The sequence below is a fragment of the Mesorhizobium sp. B2-7-2 genome, from assembly GCF_006440775.1.
Classification (GTDB): Bacteria; Pseudomonadota; Alphaproteobacteria; order Rhizobiales; family Rhizobiaceae; genus Mesorhizobium.
In genome coordinates this window covers 20,712-41,195 of the sequence record NZ_VFTZ01000026.1, presented here as the reverse complement: position 1 = coordinate 41,195, position 20,484 = coordinate 20,712, and the positions used below count along the sequence as shown (strand labels likewise).

The window sequence follows — 20,484 nt, the reverse complement described above, 5'->3', positions numbered from 1 at the left end:
GTGGAACCATGCGGGACGCTAAGCCGAACAACGAAAAGAGGCCGACGAAAATGGCAGCGGCGGAACGTCCGTCCGGCGTTCGCCGGGCCAACGCGTCACGCATCCCGGGCGCCAGCGTGCATGCTTCGCTTGCGAGCGAAATCGGCCTTCGGATCGTGCGCGGCGACTATCCGCCGGGCACTATCCTGCCCAATGAGGCCAAATGGTCGGAGACCTTCGACGTCAGCCGCTCGGCGGTGCGCGAGGCGATCAAGATGCTGATGGCAAAGAGCCTTCTGGCCTCGCGACCGAAGATCGGCAGCTGGGTCGAACCGAAGGAACGCTGGAACCTTCTCGACCGCGACGTGCTCGCCTGGTACGCGACTTCGCCGGACCGCGAGGTGTTCCTCAAGACCGTGCAGGAGTTCCGCCACATCATCGAGCCGGAGGCGACGGCCTTCGCGGCGATCCGGCGCACCCACGAGCAGATGGCCGAGATCAGCCAGGCCTGTCGCGAGATGGGCGAGGCGACCAACCTGCAGGAGCGCACGCGGGCCGACACGCGCTTCCACCTCGCCATCCTCAGGGCTTCCGGCAACGACCTCCTGGTGCCGCTGGGCGTCTTGATCGAATCCGCCTTCGACCATCTCTTCACCTATACGACGCGCGAGCTCGACAATCTGCAGCACGCCCAGAAGCTGCATGAGGCGATCGAACGCAGTATCCGCCTGCAAAGGCCGGACGCGGCGCGCAATGCGGTGCGCAAGCTGCTGGCCAATACCGACGAAGTGATCCAGTCGCGCTAAGGCCTTGTACTGGGCCAGTTCTCCAGCGCAGAAACTTTGACCGCTGCCCATGCGTCCATAGGCAGATCCCATGCGTTGGCGATTGGCCAAGACGCCTATCGCGGTCGTCATCCACGGGCGGAGCAAGGAGCGAAGCGACGCGCGCAGACCCGAGGATCCATGCCGTGACTTGGAAGCGCCGTGGCGGTCCAGAATTCTGCACCGTTGCACACTTCGGTCGATGTAACGGCATGGATTCTAGGGTCTACGCTCCGCTTCGCGTAGCTCCGCCCTAGAATGACGAGGTTGGGGTCTTCAGCTCATCGCCAGCGTTTGCGCTGACTACCCCAAACGGATGTTGATAGCCTTGCCCGACAAGCCTGCAATATTTCCAGATCCCTGCGTTGAGGAACTGGTGCTAGCCGCTCTCAGCAATCCTCAATTCTGCTTTTCGCGACCGAAGGCGACACGCAGCTCGTCCTTCGCTTTTTCCAGCACCTTCTTGCGCTCGTCAGGCAGATTCTTGCCGGCACGGTTGATGTAGAAATTCAACATCGACATGGCGGATTGGAACGGCTCTGCCTTGCGGCGGTGGCTGTGCTCGGCCGAGCGCTTGAGCGATGCGGCGATCTTCTTCGCGTCATCGGATTCGAAGACGTGCTCCTCGAGATCGAGGGCGTCGCTGTGCTCGGTCACGTCGGCCGACCATTTCTTCTTGGCGGTCATGACAAACTCCTTCCTTCAAAGAAACCCCATGAGGTGAGGCGGGTTCCCGGTTCTGGAGCCACGGATTTGCCGGTCGTGGCGCTGCTCGGCCCGGAAAATGGGCCGATAGTGCGCTCAAACACCCGATCTCGAAGAAATCGTGGACAGGAAACGCCGTGACGACAGTTCCAGGAAACGCGGCAAACAGCGCCGGCATCGACAGCTTCTATGCGTGGACGCGGCTCGGCATCTCCTTGCTGCTGGCGACCATCGGCGGCGTCGGCATGTGGGCCGTAGTCGTGGTCCTGCCCGCCGTGCAGGCCGAGTTCGGCGTCGATCGTGCCGCCGCGTCGATGCCTTACACCGCTACCATGGTCGGCTTCGCCGCCGGCAATGTGCTGGTCGGCCGCGCCATCGACCGTGTCGGTTACTGGATCCCGGCGCTGGTTTCCTCGATGGCCCTGGTTGCCGGCTTCGCGCTGGCGTCGCTCTCCACTTCGATCGTGCAATTCACGCTCGCCCAAGGCTTGCTCATCGGGGTGGGGACATCGGCGATTTTCGGACCGCTGATCGCCGATATCTCGCACTGGTTCAACCGCCGGCGCGGCGTTGCCGTGGCCACGGCCGCGGCCGGCAGCTATCTCGCCGGAACGGTCTGGCCAGCAATCATACCGCCGCTGATGAAGGCGGAGGGTTGGCGCTTCACCTATGTGGCTATCGGCATCGCTTGCCTGGTGACTATGGCGCCGCTGGTCATAATGCTGCGACGTCGCGCCCCGGTGGTCGTCGCAGGCTCGCCAGGCGCACGCCCGGTCCAGCCGATTTCATTGTCGCCGGCCGCCCTTCAGGCGCTGCTCGTCATAGCCGGTCTTGGCTGTTGCGTGGCGATGTCGATGCCGCAGGTGCATATCGTCGCCTATTGCATGGACCTCGGCTATGGCGTCGCTCACGGCGCCGATATGCTGTCGATCATGATGGCCGCCGGCGTCGTCAGCCGCCTTGTTTCCGGCTTCGTCGCCGACCGTATCGGCGGGGTGAAGACCTTGCTGATCGGTTCGGTGCTGCAGTGCCTGTCGCTGTTCTTCTACATTCCCTTCGACGGTCTTGCCTCGCTCTATGTCGTCTCGCTGGTGTTCGGCCTGTCGCAAGGCGGCATCGTGCCCTGCTATGCGATCATCGTGCGCGAATACATGCCTGCCAGGGAGGCCGGCCAGCGCGTTGGCATCGTCATCATGGCGACCATTTTCGGCATGGCCATCGGCGGCTGGATGTCGGGCTGGATCTACGATCTCACCGGGTCTTACGCGGCCGCCTTCCTCAACGGAATTGGCTGGAACCTGCTCAACATCCTGATGATGGTCGTGGTGTTCTGGAGGGCAAGGCGCAGCGGCGTCGTCATGGCCTGACGGCTCGCGACGGCGCTTCTCCTGGAAATGCCCTCAGCTTGACAACAAATCGCGGCTGCGCGACGCCAAGGGCAGGGAACGTGGCACAGGCCTGCGAGATGGCGACACCAGGGTCAATGGCATTGCAAGCGCGCAGCAGGCGGGATTTGACGCACGAGGCTCGCCCTTGACCAAGCCGCGCTCCCGCCGCGGCGGCGGCCGTCCGACCATTGCCGATGTGGCGCGCAAGGCCGGCGTCGGCGCGATCACCGTGTCGCGGGCGTTGCGTGAGCCCGGGCGAGTGTCGGAAGACCTTCGACGGCAGATACGGGCCGCGGTCGACGAACTCGGCTACGTGCCCGACCCGAATGCCCGCGCGCTTGCCTCGGCGCGTGCGGAGGTGTTCGGCGTGCTGGTGCCATCGCTGACCAACAACGTCTTCGCCGAGGTGGTGCGCGGCATCTATGACAGCCTTTCCGACAGTCCGTTCCGCATCCAGATCGGCAACACCCATTATTCAGGCCTGGAGGAAGAGCGGCTGCTGCAGGTCTTCGGATCGCAACGCCCGGCGGCGCTGATCGTGGCCGGCATCGACCAGACGCCCAGCGCGCGACGACTGCTGGAGAATGCCGGCTGCCCGGTGGTTCAAGTGATGGAGACCGGGCCGGACCCGGTCGACATGATGGTCGGCTTCTCGCATTTCGACGGCGGCAGGACCGCCGCCGAACACCTGCTGCAAGCCGGATACCGCAAGATCGGCTTCATCGGCGCGCGGATGGATCCGCGTTCGCAGCGGCGCCTTGCCGGCTACCGCGCCGCGATGGAGGCCGCCGGCCTGTTCGACGCGCGGCTGGTCACCACAACGCCGGTGCCGTCAAGCGTGACGCTCGGGCGCGAGTTGTTCCGCGACGCGCTGGCCAAGATGCCGACGCTGGACGGCGTGTTCTGCAACAATGACGATATCGCGCTTGGCGTTCTGTTCGAATGCCATCGAGCATCGATCGACGTGCCGAAGCAGATCGGCATCGTCGGTTTCAACGATCTCGACATGATGCAGGTGTCGTTTCCTTCAATCACAAGCGTGCGCACGCATCGCTATGAAATCGGCACCCGTGCCGTCGCCATGGCGCTGTCGGCGATCGCCGGAAACCGGCCGGAACAGCGGATCGTCGATCTCGGTTTCGAGCTGATGCGGCGCGAGAGCACCGGGCGCTGACGCGGTACTGTCGGTTCTTAAGATGATGCTTTACAGCCCGAGATGGTAGCGCTACCATTTGCATGGCGGCAAAGGCTCGGCGAGGCGGGAAGGCTGTTTATTATACATAAGCAACAGCTCATACTTGTTTATTATGTATAATATGATAGTTTTCTAAATTGCCAGAGAGCTGAGGGGGACGAGGAGGATCAGGGCGGCGCGGCCATCCTGTGCAGGTGTCTGGTTGGCCGGAGGATGCCGACCGTATCGCCAAAGATTCATAACAGCAGAACTGCAACTGGGAGGAATATCAATGATCAAGTCACTCGTTGGCGGCGTCATTGCCGCCACCGCATTCGCCATGCTGAGCTCGTCGGCGATCGCCGGACCCGAGGTCGTCAAGGGGCCCGCGGCCGAGCCGGACTGCTTCGCGCCGTGGTCGGCCGACACGCGGTTTTTCAAGTATCCGAAGAAGGACGGTCCCTACCGCATCGCGCTTGCCAACGGCTACATCGCCAACACCTGGCGCATCCAGATGATCCAGACGGCCAAGGCCTATGCGGCGCAGCCCGATGTCGCCAAGAAGCTAAAGGAATTCAAGGTCGTGTCGACCAGCGAGGATGTGCCGGCGCAGATCTCGGCGATCAACAACTTCATCGATTCCGGCTTTGACGCAATCGTCGTCAACGCGCAGAACCCGACCGCATTCGGGCCGGTCATCAAGCGTGCCAAGGAAGCCGGTGTCGTGCTGGTCGCCTTCGACAACATCCTCGACACCAAGGACGCCATCAACGTCAATGTCGATCAGAAGGGCCTCGGCGAACTCTGGGGCAAGTGGCTGGTCGCGCATGTGCCGAACGGCGGCAAGGTGCTCGAGGTGCGCGGCGTCGCCGGCACTTCGGTCGACACCGACCGCCACAACGGCATCCACGAGGTGCTCGACGGTTCCGGCAAGAAGTGGGCCGTCACCGAGGTGGTCGGCAAGTGGGATGACGGCGTGGCGCAAAAGGCCACGGCCGATGCGATCGCCACCAGCGGCCCGTTCGACGGCATCACCGGGCAGGGCGGTGACACCGGCATCGTGCAGGCGATGATCGACGCCAAGCATCCGTTCGTGCCGTTCGGCGGCGAGACGGAAAACGGCTTCCGCAAATTCTGCGCCGCGCATGCGGCTGACGGGCTGAAATGCTCGTCCGCCGGTACCGGTCCGGCCCAGGTGGCGGTCGCCATCAAGACGGCGATTGCCGCGCTCGAAGGCAATGTCGTGCCACAATCGGTCAAGCTGCCTTTGGCCATCGTCGAGGATCCGAACTTCAAGGCAGGGCAGGATTTCTTCCCCGACCAGTCCGACAATTTCTTCGTCGGCAATTCCTTCCCGACCTGCGGCATCAATTTCACCGCGCAGGAAATCATGGGCCAGACCAAGGAAAACAAATAGTCTGACCGGACAGTGCCGCGGCGAGCCCGAGGCACTGTCTCCCTAAATCGAAACCGGCCGGGAGGGCTGATGGACGGCACGGCTCCGCTCTTCCGCATGGAAGGCATATCCAAGCGCTATGGCGGCGTGCGGGCCTTGGAAAAGGCCGAGCTGACGGTCACCGCCGGCAGCATCCACGCCATCCTCGGCGAGAACGGCGCCGGCAAATCGACGCTGATCAAGATCATGGCTGGCGTCGTGGCGCCGGATGAAGGGCGCATGACGCTGGACGGAAGCGAGGTCACCTTCGCTTCGCCTGCCGCCGCCAACCAGTCCGGCATCGTCTGCATTTTCCAGGAGCTGTCGCTGATTCCGGAGCTCAGCGTCGCCGACAACATCGTCATTTCCAATCCACCCAAGCGTTTCGGCATGATCGACCGCAAGGCGCAGCGGAAGATCGCTGAGGAAGCGCTGGCACGCGCCGGCGCTTCCGACATTCATCCCCGCGCGCTGGTCAAGGACCTGCCGCTGTCGCGCCGGCAGATGGTGGAGATCGCCAAGGCATTGGCCCGGAAGCCGCGCATCCTGATCCTCGACGAGGCGACCTCGGCGCTGACGGCAGCGGACGTCGCCAGGGTCTTCGAGGTGTTGAAACGCCTGCGCTCGGAAGGGTTGGCGCTGCTCTACATCTCGCACCGCATGAACGAGATCGCGGAACTCGCCGACCATTGCACGGTGTTCCGCAACGGCCGCAACGTCGCCAGCTACCCCGCCGGCTCGAAGAGCGACAATGAGGTGGTCGAGCTGATGATCGGCCGCGAATACAGCCATATCTTCCCGCCGAAACCGGCTTCCGCCCCGGCCGCTGCAACGGTGCTCGAAGCGCGCAATCTCTCCTGGGCCGACCGGCTGGACAATATTTCGCTGAGCGTCAGGGCAGGGGAGGTCGTGGGCCTGGGCGGTCTCGACGGGCAGGGTCAGCGTGAATTGCTGCTTGCCTTCTTCGGCGTGCTGCGCGGCCTGCGCGGCGAGGTGCTGATCGACGGCAGGCCGGTCTCGATCGCCAGCCCGACCGCGGCCAGCCATGGCCGCATCGGCATGGCGCTGATCCCCGAGGATCGCAAGACCGAAGGACTGATGCTGCCGATGACGGTGCGCGAGAACCTGTCGTTTGCCGCGCTCGACCGGTTGTCCAAGGCCGGCATCATCGACCGCGCCGCCGAACAGCGCCTGATCGACGACATGGTCGGGCTGCTGGCGATCAAGACGGCGGGCCTGGACATTCCGGTCGGCGCGCTTTCCGGCGGCAACCAGCAGAAGGTGGTGATCGCCAAATGGCTGATGCGGCAGCCGCGCATCATCCTGCTCAACGATCCGACGCGCGGCATCGATGTCGGCACCAAGCAGGAGCTCTACCAGCTTATGCGCAAGCTCGCCGATGCGGGTGCCGCGATCCTGTTCTATTCGACCGACTATGACGAGCTGATCGGCTGCTGCGACCGCGTGCTCGTGCTCTATGACGGCGCGGTCAAGCGCGAGCTGGTCGGCGCGGGGCTCACCGAGCACGCGCTGATCGCCAGCGCGCTCAACATCCACGGCGATGACGTCCGCATCGGGCAGGGAGAGCACGCGTGAAGGATTGGCGCTACCGGCTGGCCGAACAACGCGGAACGCTTTTGGCCTTCGGCATCTTCATCGTCATGTTCGCCATCTACAGCGGAAACCATCCGGCCGGCTTCACCGCCAATGTCGTGCAGACGGCCGCCAACAAGGGCGTGCTGCTCGCCTTCGTCGCGATGGCGCAGACATTGGTGGTGATCACCGCCGGCATCGATCTGTCGGTCGGCATGATCTTCACGCTGACCAACTGCATGGCTTCATGGCTGGTGGTCGGCACCGGCCTGGAAACGGCGTTCGGCGTGCTGGCGGTGCTGGGCACCGGGCTCATCTGCGGGGCGGTCAACGGCGCCATCGTCATCTACGGGCGGCTGCAGCCGATCGTTACCACCATCGCCACGGGCGCCGTCTATTTCGGCCTGGCTTTGCTTTTGCGCCCCGTTCCGGGCGGTTCGGTCAACGAGGACCTTGCCGATTTCCTGACCGGGCGTTTCTTCGGCGTCGTGCCGGCGAGCCTCGTGGCGCTGCTCGTCATCGTGCTTGTCGTCTGGGTGCCGTTCAGTCGCTCCGAACTTGGGCGCGCCGCTTATGCCGCGGGCTCGTCGGAGACGGCGGCCTACATGTCCGGGGTGCCGATCCGCAGAGGCAAGTTGCTGGCTTATACGCTTGCCGGCCTGCTTGCGGCCATCGGCGGACTGTTCCTGACCTTCTTCACCTATACGGGCGAGGCGGCCTATGCCAGCGGCAATGCCTATACGCTGTTTTCGATCGCGGCCGTCGTGCTCGGCGGCGTGTCGCTGTTCGGCGGCAAGGGCAGCGCCATCGGCGCGATCTTCGGCGCGCTTGCCTTCCGCACCATCGGCGACCTCTTGTTCGTCTTCGATTTCGATCCGCTCTGGCAGCCGTTGTTCCAGGGCGTTATCCTGTTGATCGCGGTCAGCCTTGGCGCCTTCGCGCTGTTTCGGGTACGCAACCGGCTGGAGTGGTTCCTGTGAGCGAGACGACGCATGGCGGCATCATGGGCGGCATTGCCGGCCGCATGCCCAAATTCATCCGGCGCGCCGACCCGGCCGTGCTGACGGCCTTTGCCTGCATCGTGGTCCTGCTCCTGCTCGGCAGCCTCTATTCGCGCAACTTCCTGTCGCCGGAATATCTCCTGCAGCAATTGAAGGTCGCGTCTTTCCTCGGCGTCATCGCCACCGGCATGATGCTGGTCATCCTGCTTGGCCAGATCGACCTTTCCGTGCCATGGGCCGTGGCCGCCGGCGCCATGATGGCCTGCGCGGCCGCTGCTTACGGGTCGGTCGGCGTTGCTCTCGCCATCCCCTTCGGCGTCCTGTGCGGCGTGGCGATCGGCATCGTCAACGGCATCGGGGTCGCCTATCTGCGCATCCCCTCGATGATCATTACCTTAGCCACCAATGCCGTGGCGCAAGGGCTGATGGTGGTCTACACAGGCGGCTTCTCGCCACAGGATTCGGCGACCGCCGCGATGCGCTACCTGGCAACCGGTTTCACCATTCCAGGTGTTCCCAATGCCGTCATCATCTGGGCGCTGATCGGCGCCGCGATGGTCTTCGCGCTGACCCGCACCAGCTTCGGCCGCGCCGTCTACGGCATCGGCAACCGTGAGCGCGCCGCTTATCTTTCGGGCATCGACACGCGTCGCGTCGTCATGATCGCCTTCGCCGTCTCCGGCGGGCTGTCTGCCTTTGGCGGCGTGCTTCTGGCGGGCTATGCATCCAAGGCGGCGCAGTCCATGGGCGATGCCTATCTCCTGCCGTCGATCGCGGCGGTTGTCCTGGGCGGCACATCGATCCTGGGCGGGCGAGGCTCCTATCTGGGCACGGTGGCCGGCGTGATCCTGATCACGCTCCTGCAATCCATCCTCTCCGTCATGCAGATGCCCGAGGCCGGACGGCAGATCATCTATGGTGTCGTCATCGTCGCCATGCTTCTGCTCTACGGGCGCGCGCCGGCAAGCCGCTGACCGTGGACGAGGCGCACACGAGACCGCAGATCCCGGAGCCTTGCATGAACGATCTTCGGACAGCGCCCGCCATCGTCGTGATGGGCGTTGCCGGCTGCGGCAAGACGGCCGTCGGCGAGGCGCTCGCCAAGGCGCTGGGCGCCGACTTCATCGAAGGAGACCTGCTGCATCCGCCGGAGAACGTGGCGCGCATGGCGCGCGGCGAGCCGCTGACCGATGCGTTGCGCGCGGGCTGGCTCGACGCCATAGGCGAGCGTATCGCGACCTCGGTTGCCGATGGACGGAAGGCGGTGGCGGCGTGCTCGGCGCTGAAGCGTGGCTATCGCGACCGGCTGAGCCGCTTCTGCCCCGACACAGTCTTCCTCTATCTCAGGATCGATCGGGAGACCGCCTGGCGACGGGTCGCCGATCGCAAGGGCCATTTCATGCCGGCAAGCCTGGTCGACAGCCAGTTCGCCACGCTGGAGGAGCCTGCGGCGGACGAACGAGCCGTGACGGTCGACGGAACGCGAAGTGTTGCAGGAATCCTGCAAGAGATCATCCGCTAGATCAGTTGGTAATCAGGCTTCGTCGTTGCCGATCGCGGCTTCGGCTGGCTGCTCGGTCAGCCGCACGGCGCTCGACCAGGCCATCATCTGTTCAGGACAGAGTTTGAGCGTCTCCAGCATCCGGTCGCGCTTCGACAGGATAAATCCCGCCTGAACGACGAGGTTCTTCCCTGTCATGTCCTTGGCAGGCGATGCGGGCGCCCCTGGAGTCGCGCTCAGTTCTTTGACGATCGCCCTATATTCGCGAAAGGGCGCCGTCTCGATGGTCGCCATATGAAACAGCACAGCGCCGGCGCGCGCGGCGAAGTTTGCCGGCGCCGAGGCGAGATGGGTCCAGCCGCGCTCGCCCATGGCGGTCTCGGTGAAGGCGGAGCCTGCATAGACGGTGTTGGTCATCAGCACTAAGCCATTTGCTTTCAGCACCTTCTGGATGCGCGTGGTGACCTGATAGGCGTCGGTGCGCTCAAAGATGATCCGGCTTTTCAGGAAGCGGTTCTCGAGCCTGACCAGCGGCGGGTTGATCACGCGCAGGCCGAACTTGCTCGGCGAGAAGCCGTGGTAGCGCGCGCTCACCTGATGGGCATCGATGCCGGCCTGATGCAGGGCGCGCTTGCCCATGATCGTCTGCGCCGTGAACTGGTCGCACCACACGATGGCGCCGCGCCCGTTGCGCAGGGCTTGTTGCAGAGCCTCGAGGCCTTCGAGCCGGATCGCCGGCGACCAGCGCCAGCCGGCGACGAGATGCGCCGCGAGCGTCAGCCGCCGGCGGTGAACAGCGGCGAGTTGCGCCTCGAACATGCTTTTCGTGTCGACGGTATTGCCGAGCACGGCCTTCACCGCGACGTCGTAACGGGCAAACTCCTTGCGGAAGTGGCGCTTGCGCCTGAGCCTGGACACCCAGCCGCAGATCGGGCTCCACCAGGAGACCGGCAGCATCGCCGCGACACCGAGATAGAAACAGGACAACAGGCTCTCGCGCGGGTCCCGATTGGTGAAGCGACGCAATTTGCCGGGGCGCACAACCTTGCGGCTGAAGAAGCGAACGGACTCGTCGCGCTCCGGCACCGGCACGTCGGCCGTGATCTCGGTATGATAGATGTCGTTCGACGATGGTTGCCGGCTGGCCTTACGGGAATTGCCAAGCCAAGGCAGCCTCATGCGTCAGAGCCCCGTTTCATCCTCCAGCCGCTTTACTGCGTGGAAAGCAGACAAGCAACCGATGGGACTGCCGGGTGGGCAGGGTCGCTTCAAATCTGAGAGGTGAGCTCCGCCGGGAAATCGTCGTTGTCGGCGTCGCGCATGGCGGCGAGGCTGCGGTTGTCGAGCACCTCGGCGATCGCCTGGCGTACTTCCAGCATCATGTGGCGGACCTGGCAGGTTGCCTCGTCGCAGTCCTCGCAGCGCTGGTATTGCGTGCGGCTGGCGCAAGGGATCGGCGCCAGCGGGCCGTCGAGCACGCGCACGACATGGCCGATCTTGATCTCGGAAGCGGGACTGGCGAGGCGGTAACCGCCTTCCTTGCCCTTGCGGCTCTGGACGAAACCGGCATTGCGCAATTCGCCCAGGATCGCATCCAGGAATTTCTTCGGGATGTTGTTGGCGACGGCGATGTCGTTGACGAATGCAAGCTGGCCAGCCGGCAGGCCGGAAAGATGCACGAGGGCCTTGAGGCCGTATTTGCCTTTTTTGGTCAGCATGCCCGATTCAGTTCGTCAAACCCCAATGCGCCTGCATCTGGCGGTTGTTTGTGTGCAAATCATGACAGTTGGACCGCCTGACGCCGCCTGGCCCAATAATTCCCACCGCAGCTTAGGCACAAACGCGTTGATTCTTCGTAACGTTTTTCACATTTCGGGTTGGGATTTCCCCCCGCGAACTCATGCAGCCCAGCTTACATGAAGAAAGCCGGCAAAGCCGGCTTACTTGCTCTTCCTGATTGCGGAGCTTTTCAACGGCTGCCGTAGGCCTGATCGAGCAGCCCGCCGGCGGCGAAATGCTCTTTCTGCACCTTGTCCCAGCCGCCAAAGACGTCCTCCACGGTCAGCAGCCGGACATCCGGGAAGTCGGCCTTGTGCTTGGCGGCGACCGTCGCGTCGCGGACCCGCAAGCCGTTTCCGGCGGCGATCTCCTGGCCCTCCGGCGTGTAGAGGAAGTCGAGATAGGTCTTGGCGAGATCGCGGCTGCCATGCTCGTCGGCGACCTTGTCAACGACCGCTACCGGGAACTCGGCCAGCAGGCTGACCGAAGGCGTGACCTGCTCGAACTTGTCGTCGCCATACTCCTTGCGAATACTGCGCGTCTCCGACTCGAAGGTGATCAGCACGTCGCCGATCTCGCGCTGGACGAAAGTGGTGGTGGCGGCGCGGCCGCCGGTGTCGAAGATCGGCACGTTGTTGAAGAGCTTGGTGATGAACTCCTTCACCTTGGCGTCGTCGCCTTTGAAGGCTTCCTTGGCGTAGGCGGTGGCGGCGAGATAGGTGTAGCGCGCATTGCCGGATGTCTTCGGGTTCGGGAAGATCACCTGCACGTCGTCGCGCACCAAATCGTTCCAGTCCTTGATATGCTTGGGATTGCCGGCGCGCACCAGGAAGGACGGCAGCGAATAGAAGGGCGAGGCGTTGTCCGGGAAGTTCTTCTGCCAGTCGGCCGAGACAAGGCCCTTCTTGACCAGGAAGTCGACATCGGTGACCTGGTTGAAGGTGACGACATCGGCGCCAAGACCTTCGGCGATCGCGCGCGCCTGCGCCGAGGTGCCGGCGTGCGACTGGTCGATCGCGACGCCGGGGTGCTTCGCGATGAAGGCCTTGTTGATGTCGGCGAACAACTCGCGGCCGACGTCGTAGGATGCATTCAAAAGCTTGTCGGCCGACCAGGCTTGGGAGGACGCGAGGAGGAGACCGGCAACAGCCGCGATGCCGAGCAACAGACGCTTCATGAAAACGGGCTCCAAGGAAAATATGGCAATGGCTGATGATAGCCGTGGCGCTGTCGCGCGGCGAGACACGCGCGCCGGCTAGACGGCATCACGTGAGAAAAGTCACCGCCGGAACAGTCGGTTGCTAGGATTTCTTTCCAGCAAGAGTCACCGTGGGGCGATATCCATAGGCAGAGAGATTGCGCTTCGGCGCCTTGGCATAAACATATGGCATATACAAGGGAATGCCGTGATGAGCCAACAACGCCATGCAGCGACGCCGCCGAAGGAGGCGAAGCTGTTCCGCAACAACCGCAGCCAGGCGGTGCGGATTCCAGTCGAGTTCGAACTCCCCGGCGACAAGGTCCTGATCAGCCGTGAGGGCGACCGTCTTGTCATCGAGCCCATTCGTAAATCTGGTCTCACGGCGCTGCTCGCTCAGTGGGCGAAGGAAGCCCCGCTCCGTCCTGAAGATGACTTCCCCGAGATCAAGGATAGTCCTGTCGGACCCGAGGACATTTTTTGATGCGGTTTATGCTCGACACGAACATCATAAGCGGCATGATCCGAAACCCGGGCGGCAAGGCCGCCGGCGTCATGGCGCGCGTGGGAGACGCCGCTGTGTGCACCAGCATCGTCGTCGCTTCGGAACTTCGGTATGGCTGCGCCAGGAAGGGATCGGCCAAGTTGCTCAAGAAGGTCGAGGAACTGCTGGCCGAGATTCCGGTGCTGCCGCTCGATGTGCGGGCGGATGCCGAGTACGCCGCGCTGCGCGCCGAACTGGAAGGCAGGGGCGAGACCATCGGCCACAACGACCTCTTTATCGCTGCTCACGCCTGCGCGTCAGGTTCCACGCTGGTGACAGCCAACATGGCCGAGTTCAGCCGTATCAGAAAACTGAACGTCGAGAACTGGCTGGAATAACGCTCGACGCGACGATCACGTCGCCGGAAAAAGCTTCCAGCGTCGCGGCCTGAAAGCCACCCGGCTCTTCTGCGCCGCGGGATGGTCGACCGGCAACTCGATCTCGACGCGCTGGCGCTCACCGCCGATCTCGAGCTCGACGCGCCTGGTGCCGGCGACGCGGCGGCTGGCGGCAACCGTGCCGGCGATGCAGCCGCTGCAGCCGTCGACCAGGTCGACGTCATGCGGACGGAAGTGGAGGACTGCCTCGCCGGACGGCGCGTGCGGCGCCGAGAGCCCGATCGGCCTGTCGGCGATCCACACCTCGCCGTTCTCGACCTTGACCGGCAGCGAGCTCGACTCGCCGATGAAGGAGTAGACGAAGGGCGAGTTCGGCGTGTCGTAGATATCGTCGGCGGTGCCGACCTGCTCGATGCGGCCCTGGCTCATGACCACGACGCGGTCGGCAAGCTCCAGCGCTTCTTCCTGGTCATGCGTGACGAAGACGGTCGTGTGGCCGGTGCGGTCGTGGATCTCTCGCAGCCAGCGGCGAAGCTCACGACGAACCTGCGCGTCGAGCGCGCCGAACGGTTCGTCGAGCAAAAGCACCTTGGGCTCGATCGCCATGGCGCGGGCGAGCGCGACGCGCTGGCGCTGGCCGCCTGAAAGTTGCGCCGGATAGCGCTTTTCCAGTCCCGACAGCTGAACGAGATCGAGCAGTTCCAGCGCCCGGCGGCGGATTTCCTGCCCCGACGGCCTTGCGGCGCCGTGCCGGACCTTCAGGCCGAAGCCGATGTTGTCGGCAACCGTCATGTGGCGGAACAGCGCGTAATGCTGGAAGACGAAGCCGACATTGCGCTCCTGGATCGACTTCTGCGAGGCGTCCTCGTCGCCGAAGAAGATCGCGCCCTTGGTCGGCCGTTCCAGGCCGGCGATCAGCCGAAGCAGGGTCGTCTTGCCGGAGCCGGACGGCCCGAGCAGCGCGATGAGCTCGCCGGACCTGATGTCGAGCGATACGTCGTGGAGCGCTGGAAACCGCTCGAACTCCTTGCGCACGTTGACGACGCGAACTTCCATGCAAATCCCTCGGTTCGTTGATGCTGTCGGTGTTCCCAAACTGCCAGCCACTCTCGGGCGACAGGTAGTGTTCAGTGTCCGCGTGCCGCGGCAAGCTCGGCGCCGTAGCGCATCTCCAGAAGCGTTTTCAAGACCAGCGTCACCAGCGCCAGGCCGGCCAGCAGCGAAGCGACGGCAAAGGCGCCGACGGCGTTGTATTCGTTGTAGAGTATCTCGACATGCAGCGGCATGGTGTTGGTGAGGCCGCGTATGTGGCCCGAAACCACCGAGACCGCGCCGAACTCGCCCATGGCGCGCGCATTGCACAGAAGCACGCCGTAGAGCAGTCCCCATTTGACGTTGGGCAGCGTCACATACCAGAAGGCTTGCCAGCCGCTGGCGCCCAGCGAAAGCGCCGCCTCTTCGTCGCCATTGCCCTGTTCCTGCATCAGCGGGATGAGCTCGCGGGCGACGAAGGGGAAGGTGACGAAGATGGTGGCCAGCACGATGCCGGGCACGGCGAAGAGGATGACGATGCCATGCGCCTTCAACCAGGCGCCGAGCAGCCCTTGCGCGCCGAAGAGAAGCACATAGACCAGGCCGGAGATGACCGGCGAGACCGAGAAGGGCAGGTCGATCAGCGTGGTCAGGAACGCCTTGCCCTTGAATTCGAACTTGGCGATGGCCCAGGCGGCAGAGATGCCGAAGACGACGTTGAGCGGCACCGAGATCGCCGCCACAAGCAATGTCAGGCGGATGGCGGAGCGCGTGTCGGGGCTGGAAAGGGCTTCCGTGTAGGCGCCGGCGCCTTTGGCAAGCGCCTCATGAAAGACGACGATCAGCGGCAAAAGCAGGAAGACTGCAAGGAAGGCGAAGGCGAATGCCATCAGCACGGCCTTGACGGGCCGGCTTTCGGTCACCGCTGCCGACTGGCTCTCGTGATGCGGCTCGTAGGATTTGATCTCGGGATCAGCCATAGCGCTTGCGGCTCCATGTCTGGACGAGATTGACCACCAAAAGCATCACGAAGGACAGCGCCAGCATGATCGCGGCGATCGCGGTCGCCGCCTCGTAATTGTATTCCTCTAGCCTGATCACGATGAGAAGCGGCGCGATCTCGGACTTGAAGGGCAGGTTGCCGGCGATGAAGATGACCGAGCCGTATTCGCCGACGCCGCGCGCGAAGGCGAGCGAAAAGCCGGTGATGATCGCCGGCGCCAGGCCTGGGAAAAGCACCCGGGCGATGATCTGGAAACGGCTGGCGCCGAGCGTGGCGGCTGCTTCCTCGACCTCCTTGTCGACCTCTTCCATGATCGGCTGGACGGTGCGCACGACGAAGGGCAGGCCGATGAACACCAGCGCGACGACGATGCCGAGCGGCGTGTAGGCGACCTTGATGCCGAGCGGCATCAGAAGCTGGCCGATCCAGCCGTTCGGCGCATAGAGCGTGGTGAGCGCTATGCCGGCGACGGCCGTTGGCAGGGCGAAGGGCAGGTCGACCATCGCGTCGGCGATGCGGCGTCCGGGGAAGCGGTAGCGGACCAGAACCCAGGCGACGATGGTGCCGAACACGACGTTGACGACAGCCGCCAGGAAGGCAGTGCCGAAGCTTATCTTCAGCGCGTTGAGGGTGCGCCGGTCGACGGCGATCGCCCAGAAATCGACCCAGCCGAGCGCGGCCGAACGCCAGACCAGTCCCGAAAGCGGTATGAGGATGATGAGCGTGAGGTAGGCAAGTGAGAAGCCGAGCGTCAATCCGAACCCCGGAATGACACTCGGCTGTCTGAATCGCCACCCCGCCTTGGCAGGTGCTGTGGTCATGCTGTCCTGGATCGTCCTTCTATTCAAACCGGAATGGCTCTGCGCAGTCGCATTCAGCCGGGACGCCCGTGAGGCTCACCGGCCGTCCGTCCTCACTGCGCCGGTTTGTAGATCTGGTCGAATATACCGCCGTCGCCGAAATGGTAAGGCTGCGCTTTCTTCCAACCGCCGAACTGCGGGTCGTCGATGGTGACCAGTTTGATTGCCGGCAGCTTGGCAAGGTCCTCGGCCGGCACCAGGTCGGGCTTGGCCGGGCGATAGTGGTTCTTGGCGATGATGGTCTGCGCTTCCTTGGAATAGAGCCAGCCCAGATAGGCCTCCGCGACCTTGCGCGTGCCCTTGGCGTCGACATTGGCGTCGACGACCGCGACCGGCGGCTCGGCCAGGATCGAGGTCGGCGGGTAGACGATGTCGAAATTGTCGGCGCCGAATTCGTCGAGCGCGAGATAGGCTTCATTCTCCCAGGCGATCAGCACGTCGCCCAGGCCCTTCTGCGCGAAGGTCACCGTCGAGCCGCGCGCGCCGGTATCGAGCACCGGGACATTCGCATAAAGCTTGCCGACGAACTCCTTGGTCTTGGCTTCGTCATTGCCGTCATTGGCGTTCGCATAGGCCCAGGCGGCAAGATAGTTCCAGCGCGCGCCGCCGGACGTCTTCGGGTTCGGCGTGATCACCTGGACGCCGTCCTTCACCAGATCGCTCCAGTCCTGGATGCCCTTGAGATTGCCCTTGCGCACCAGGAAGATGATGGTCGAGGTATAGGGTGCGGAGTTGTTCTCGAACTTCGTGCGCCAATCCGGGTTGATCTTCTTCGTCTTCGAGACGATGGCGTTGATGTCGCCTTCGAGGGCCAGCGTGACGACGTCGGCGTCGAGGCCGTCGATCACCGCCCGGGCCTGCGCGCCGGAACCGCCATGCGACTGCTGGATGGTGACTGTTTCTCCGGTCTCAGCCTTCCAGTGCGCGGCGAACGCCTCATCATAGGCCTTGTAGAGTTCACGTGTCGGGTCATAGGACACATTCAGAATGGTCGTGTCGGCAAACGCGAAACCGAGCGTGCCGAACTGGACAGACGTGGCGACCAGCGCGCCGAGCAGTTTCCTGAAATGAGGTTTGGTCATTCCGGCCTCCGTTGAACTGCTGCGAACTCTACCGAGTTTATAGAATTTAGATGCATTGAATGTTGCCTTTTTCATCTCCTCGAAACAATTTTTCGCCGAGCGTGGGTCGGTTAAGGAAATAACTTCCTCAGCGGCCGCATGGCTCTTCATCCGCCGGCCCTAATTAGAAGCGGTCAGGGTGATGACAACCCCGGGCGCCTCAATTGGCGTTAACCGGAAAATCGAAGCGCTGTTTTGGGAAAGGCTCTTTTGCCAGGGTGAAGTGCCACCATTCGCGCGCATAGTTGCGAAAGCCGGCGGCGCGCATTGCGCTCAGCAGCGTCTTGCGGTTTGCGGTGGCTTCGGCGCCGATCAAGGCACTGGCGGTTTCGCTCTTTGGGTCAAAGCAGTCGAAACCGGTGCCGAAATCGAGCGTGCCGCCGTCCGGCGCGCCGCAGGCCGGATGAACCGCGCTTTTATTGCCGGCCTTGGCGATGGCAAGGTCCACCGTCGAACCTCGAGAATGGCTGGAGAACTCGCCGATATAGCCTTTGGCGATGAGATCGCCACGCTCGGCGGTCGGATACCATTGCGGGTCGGGCTGGCCGCCTTCTCTTGTCCACCTGCCCATATCGGCAACCGCTCGCGCCGGGCGGTAGCAGTCGAAGACGACCAGCGTCAGGCCTTTGGCGGTCATGGCTTTCTGGACGCTGGACAGCGCCTTCGCGGCCTGCGCGGTCAGGATGCAGACCGGCGCGTCATAGCCGTCGGCTTTGCGGTGCAGGAAGTTTTCCAGGCCGGCGTAGCGGATATCCTGGCGAATGGTCGGATCGATTTCGGCCAGCCTGACGAAGCCGGCGGGGAGGGGACCGGCGCGGACTGAGAGAGGGCTCGCGATTGCTAGCGCAAGCGCTGCGAAGAATGCTCTCGACAAAAGTCGGCCGAGAAACGCAATCCCCTGAATCGCTTGCCGCGTTCTACTCAACGAAAACCTTCACGCTTGCCGCTCGCCCCACAGCGTCGATCACCGTCAGCGTCGAATAGCCGGTGCCGTCGGGTTGCCAGGTTGCCGTGCGGCGGCGGTCGATGCCGGCGAGCGGCTTGCCATTGGCAAGCCAGCGGAACGGGGCGCGGCCGCCCTGCAGTTTCAGCACCAGCGGCGTGGCATCGGCCGAATTGGTGCCGAGGTCGACGCGGGCGCCGTTGGGCGGGAAGATGATGGTCGGCGCCGGCTCGGTGGCGGTGGCCTGCACCAGACCGTCGGCGCCGGCGCCGAAGCGGGTGAGCGTCACCGGCAATTCATCGCGCTTGGGGTTGAAGACGCCCGGCGGCCGGCCGGGCAGCGGCACGCCGGCAAGGCCGGAACGGACGAAGCCTTCGAACAGGATGGGTGCTGCCGAGACATAGCCCGACAGGCCGGGGACAGGGCTGGCATCGGCGCGGCCGACCCACACACCCAGCACGTAGCGGCCGTCGAAGCCGACGGACCAGGCATCGCGATAACCGTAAGAGGTGCCGGTCTTGTAGGCGATGCCACGCTGCATGGCGCCTTCCGGCGGCTTCACGCCAGACAGGATGTCGTTGATCTGCCAGGCTGCCTGGTCGTCGAGAATGGTGGCGATGGCGCGCTCGGCGGCGGCCGGCTCGGTGCCGTCATGCAGCGTATGCATCTTGCCGCCATTGGCGAGCCCCGTATAGAGCTGCACCAGGTCGCGCAAGGTCACGCCGACGCCGCCAAGTCCGATCGCCAAGCCCGGCGCTTCGTTGACCGGCAGGATCGGGTTGACGCCGGCCTGGCGGAAGCGCGCGGTGAGCCGCGCGGGGCCGACCGCGTCGAGCACGCGGATCGCCGGCACGTTGAGCGACAATTGCAGCGCCTGGCGAATCGAGACGTCGCCCTGGTAACCCATGTCGAAATTCTTCGGACGGTAGCCGCCGAAATCGGCCGGACTGTCCTCGATGATCATCTCCTGCGCCACCAGCCCCTGCTCGAAGGCAAGCCCATAGATGAAGGGCTTCAGCGTCGAGCCGGGTGAGCGCACCACCTTGGTCATGTCGATCCAGCCGGAGCGGCTGGCATCGAAGAAATCGGCCGAGCCGACCTCGCCCAGGACGTCGCCGGTGCGCGCATCGGCCATGACCATGGCGACGGAAAGTTTCGGGCCAAGCTTCCTGGCGGCATCCCTTGCCACCTGTTCCAGCCCCTGCTGCACGCTTTTGCGGATGGTGAGCCGCAGCGGCTTGCCTGGCACGGCCTTCGGCAGCATGGCGTAGGAAGCATGCGCGGCCAGCGCCGGCAGTTTTCTGCGCAGGCCGGAGACGTCGTCCAGCGCGGCGCGCGCGGCTTCGCGTTCGCCGAGCACGCCGGCCGAGACCATACGGGTGAGCACACGGTCCCGTGCGGCGTGGGCGATGTCGAGGTTGCGGTCGGGCCGGCGCTTTTCCGGCAGTTGCGGCAGGGCGACGAGCAGGGCGGCTTCCGAGACCGTGAGCCGCTTCGGCTCCTTGCCGAAATAAGCGAGCGATGCGGCGCGCACGCCTTCGAGATTGCCGCCATAGGGCGCCAGCGTCAGGTAGCGTTCGAGGATTTCCTGCTTGGTGAGCCGCCGTTCGATCTGGACGGCGCGCAGCATCTGCCTGAGCTTGGAGGCAAGGCTGCGGCTGTCGCGCGGCTCGATCAGCCGGGCGAGCTGCATCGACAAGGTCGAGCCGCCGGACACGATATGACCGCTGGTGACGAGCTGGCCGGCAGCCCGGCAAAGCGCCAGGACATCGACGCCGCGGTGATCCCAGAAGCGCTTGTCTTCATAAGTCACCAGCATGTCGACGAATTGCCTGTCGACCTGGTCGAGGCGGGTTTCGAGCCGCCAGTAGCCGTCGGGCGTGGCGAAGGCGCGCAGCAGCTGACCGTCGCGGTCCTGCACCTCCGTCGAGACCGTCAGCTTTGCCGGCAGCGGCGGCGGGAAGGCGCGGTCGAGCTCCCAGAGCGCGGCGACCGAAAGCGCCGCGAAGCCGGCGAGGCAAAGGCCTGCGATGGCGGTGCGTCTGAGAAATTTCCTGGAGAACATG

20 protein-coding genes are annotated in these 20,484 nt (G+C 64.2%); 10 read left to right on the top strand and 10 right to left on the bottom strand.

What is annotated here, in order from left to right; genetic code table 11:
- The first annotated feature begins 8 nt into the window (after positions 1-8).
- On the top strand, positions 9-785 hold the full coding sequence (locus FJ425_RS26670; protein ID WP_140630706.1) for a FadR/GntR family transcriptional regulator: 777 nt from the start codon (positions 9-11) through the stop codon (positions 783-785).
- Between the two features lie 417 nt (positions 786-1,202).
- Here the strand turns inward: FJ425_RS26670 and FJ425_RS26665 are convergent, their stop codons facing one another.
- Positions 1,203-1,490 (bottom strand): DUF3175 domain-containing protein, encoded by a 288-nt coding sequence (locus FJ425_RS26665; RefSeq protein ID WP_140630710.1) that lies wholly within the window; start codon positions 1,488-1,490, stop codon positions 1,203-1,205.
- A 155-nt stretch (positions 1,491-1,645) separates the two neighbouring features.
- On the opposite strand from FJ425_RS26665, the gene FJ425_RS26660 reads away from it, so the two are divergent.
- The 7 genes from FJ425_RS26660 to FJ425_RS26630 all read left to right on the top strand — a co-directional run bounded on the left by FJ425_RS26660 (position 1,646) and on the right by FJ425_RS26630 (position 9,621).
- Complete coding sequence (locus tag FJ425_RS26660; RefSeq protein WP_140630713.1) at positions 1,646-2,875, top strand: MFS transporter; 1,230 nt, start codon at positions 1,646-1,648, stop codon at positions 2,873-2,875.
- Between the two features lie 166 nt (positions 2,876-3,041).
- On the top strand, positions 3,042-4,070 hold the full coding sequence (locus tag FJ425_RS26655; RefSeq protein ID WP_140630716.1) for a LacI family DNA-binding transcriptional regulator: 1,029 nt from the start codon (positions 3,042-3,044) through the stop codon (positions 4,068-4,070).
- A gap of 292 nt (positions 4,071-4,362) precedes the next feature.
- Positions 4,363-5,487 carry a sugar ABC transporter substrate-binding protein gene (locus FJ425_RS26650; RefSeq protein WP_140630721.1) on the top strand — a complete coding sequence of 375 codons (1,125 nt, stop codon included), beginning with the start codon at positions 4,363-4,365 and terminating at the stop codon, positions 5,485-5,487.
- 69 nt (positions 5,488-5,556) lie between these two features.
- Positions 5,557-7,101, top strand: coding sequence for a sugar ABC transporter ATP-binding protein (locus FJ425_RS26645; protein WP_140630723.1), 1,545 nt, complete (start codon positions 5,557-5,559; stop codon positions 7,099-7,101).
- Positions 7,098-8,078 (top strand): ABC transporter permease, encoded by a 981-nt coding sequence (locus tag FJ425_RS26640; protein ID WP_140546345.1) that lies wholly within the window; start codon positions 7,098-7,100, stop codon positions 8,076-8,078. Before FJ425_RS26645 ends, FJ425_RS26640 begins: the two co-directional genes overlap by 4 nt.
- Positions 8,075-9,073, top strand: a complete 999-nt coding sequence (locus FJ425_RS26635; RefSeq protein ID WP_140630726.1) for an ABC transporter permease — start codon at positions 8,075-8,077, stop codon at positions 9,071-9,073. The genes FJ425_RS26640 and FJ425_RS26635 overlap by 4 nt, the downstream gene beginning before the upstream one ends.
- Before the next feature lie 44 nt (positions 9,074-9,117).
- The gene (locus tag FJ425_RS26630) at positions 9,118-9,621 is read left to right on the top strand and encodes a gluconokinase (RefSeq protein WP_246673305.1); all 504 of its coding nucleotides are present in this window, start codon (positions 9,118-9,120) and stop codon (positions 9,619-9,621) included.
- Positions 9,622-9,633: 12 nt separating this feature from the next.
- Here FJ425_RS26630 and FJ425_RS26625 read toward each other — a convergent pair whose 3' ends face one another.
- From FJ425_RS26625 to FJ425_RS26615, 3 genes are all read right to left on the bottom strand, one after another.
- Positions 9,634-10,779, bottom strand: coding sequence for a hypothetical protein (locus FJ425_RS26625; RefSeq protein WP_140630729.1), 1,146 nt, complete (start codon positions 10,777-10,779; stop codon positions 9,634-9,636).
- Positions 10,780-10,868: 89 nt separating this feature from the next.
- Positions 10,869-11,318, bottom strand: a complete 450-nt coding sequence (locus FJ425_RS26620; protein WP_140630731.1) for an Rrf2 family transcriptional regulator — start codon at positions 11,316-11,318, stop codon at positions 10,869-10,871.
- Between the two features lie 251 nt (positions 11,319-11,569).
- A complete protein-coding gene (locus FJ425_RS26615; RefSeq protein ID WP_140630734.1) occupies positions 11,570-12,556 on the bottom strand; it encodes a sulfate ABC transporter substrate-binding protein in 987 nt (328 codons plus the stop codon).
- A 232-nt stretch (positions 12,557-12,788) separates the two neighbouring features.
- Here FJ425_RS26615 and FJ425_RS26610 point away from each other — a divergent pair, with 232 nt between their 5' ends.
- Both FJ425_RS26610 and FJ425_RS26605 read left to right on the top strand, forming a co-directional pair.
- Complete coding sequence (locus tag FJ425_RS26610) at positions 12,789-13,061, top strand: antitoxin (protein WP_140630737.1); 273 nt, start codon at positions 12,789-12,791, stop codon at positions 13,059-13,061.
- Positions 13,061-13,459: a type II toxin-antitoxin system VapC family toxin gene (locus FJ425_RS26605; protein WP_140630740.1), complete on the top strand. Its 399-nt coding sequence runs from the start codon at positions 13,061-13,063 to the stop codon at positions 13,457-13,459. Before FJ425_RS26610 ends, FJ425_RS26605 begins: the two co-directional genes overlap by 1 nt.
- 15 nt (positions 13,460-13,474) lie before the next feature.
- Here the strand turns inward: FJ425_RS26605 and FJ425_RS26600 are convergent, their stop codons facing one another.
- The 6 genes from FJ425_RS26600 to pbpC form a co-directional block, all read right to left on the bottom strand.
- Complete coding sequence (locus FJ425_RS26600; RefSeq protein ID WP_140630743.1) at positions 13,475-14,515, bottom strand: sulfate/molybdate ABC transporter ATP-binding protein; 1,041 nt, start codon at positions 14,513-14,515, stop codon at positions 13,475-13,477.
- 71 nt (positions 14,516-14,586) lie between these two features.
- Positions 14,587-15,471 carry a sulfate ABC transporter permease subunit CysW gene (gene cysW, locus FJ425_RS26595; RefSeq protein ID WP_140630746.1) on the bottom strand — a complete coding sequence of 295 codons (885 nt, stop codon included), beginning with the start codon at positions 15,469-15,471 and terminating at the stop codon, positions 14,587-14,589.
- Positions 15,464-16,315: a sulfate ABC transporter permease subunit CysT gene (gene cysT, locus FJ425_RS26590; protein ID WP_140630749.1), complete on the bottom strand. Its 852-nt coding sequence runs from the start codon at positions 16,313-16,315 to the stop codon at positions 15,464-15,466. The genes cysW and cysT overlap by 8 nt, the downstream gene beginning before the upstream one ends.
- Positions 16,316-16,407: 92 nt before the next feature.
- The gene (locus FJ425_RS26585) at positions 16,408-17,436 is read right to left on the bottom strand and encodes a sulfate ABC transporter substrate-binding protein (protein WP_140630752.1); all 1,029 of its coding nucleotides are present in this window, start codon (positions 17,434-17,436) and stop codon (positions 16,408-16,410) included.
- Between the two features lie 199 nt (positions 17,437-17,635).
- On the bottom strand, positions 17,636-18,349 hold the full coding sequence (locus FJ425_RS26580) for a M15 family metallopeptidase (protein ID WP_140630755.1): 714 nt from the start codon (positions 18,347-18,349) through the stop codon (positions 17,636-17,638).
- A 43-nt stretch (positions 18,350-18,392) separates the two neighbouring features.
- A complete protein-coding gene (gene pbpC / locus FJ425_RS26575; protein WP_181176063.1) occupies positions 18,393-20,483 on the bottom strand; it encodes a penicillin-binding protein 1C in 2,091 nt (696 codons plus the stop codon).
- Position 20,484 lies beyond the last annotated feature (1 nt).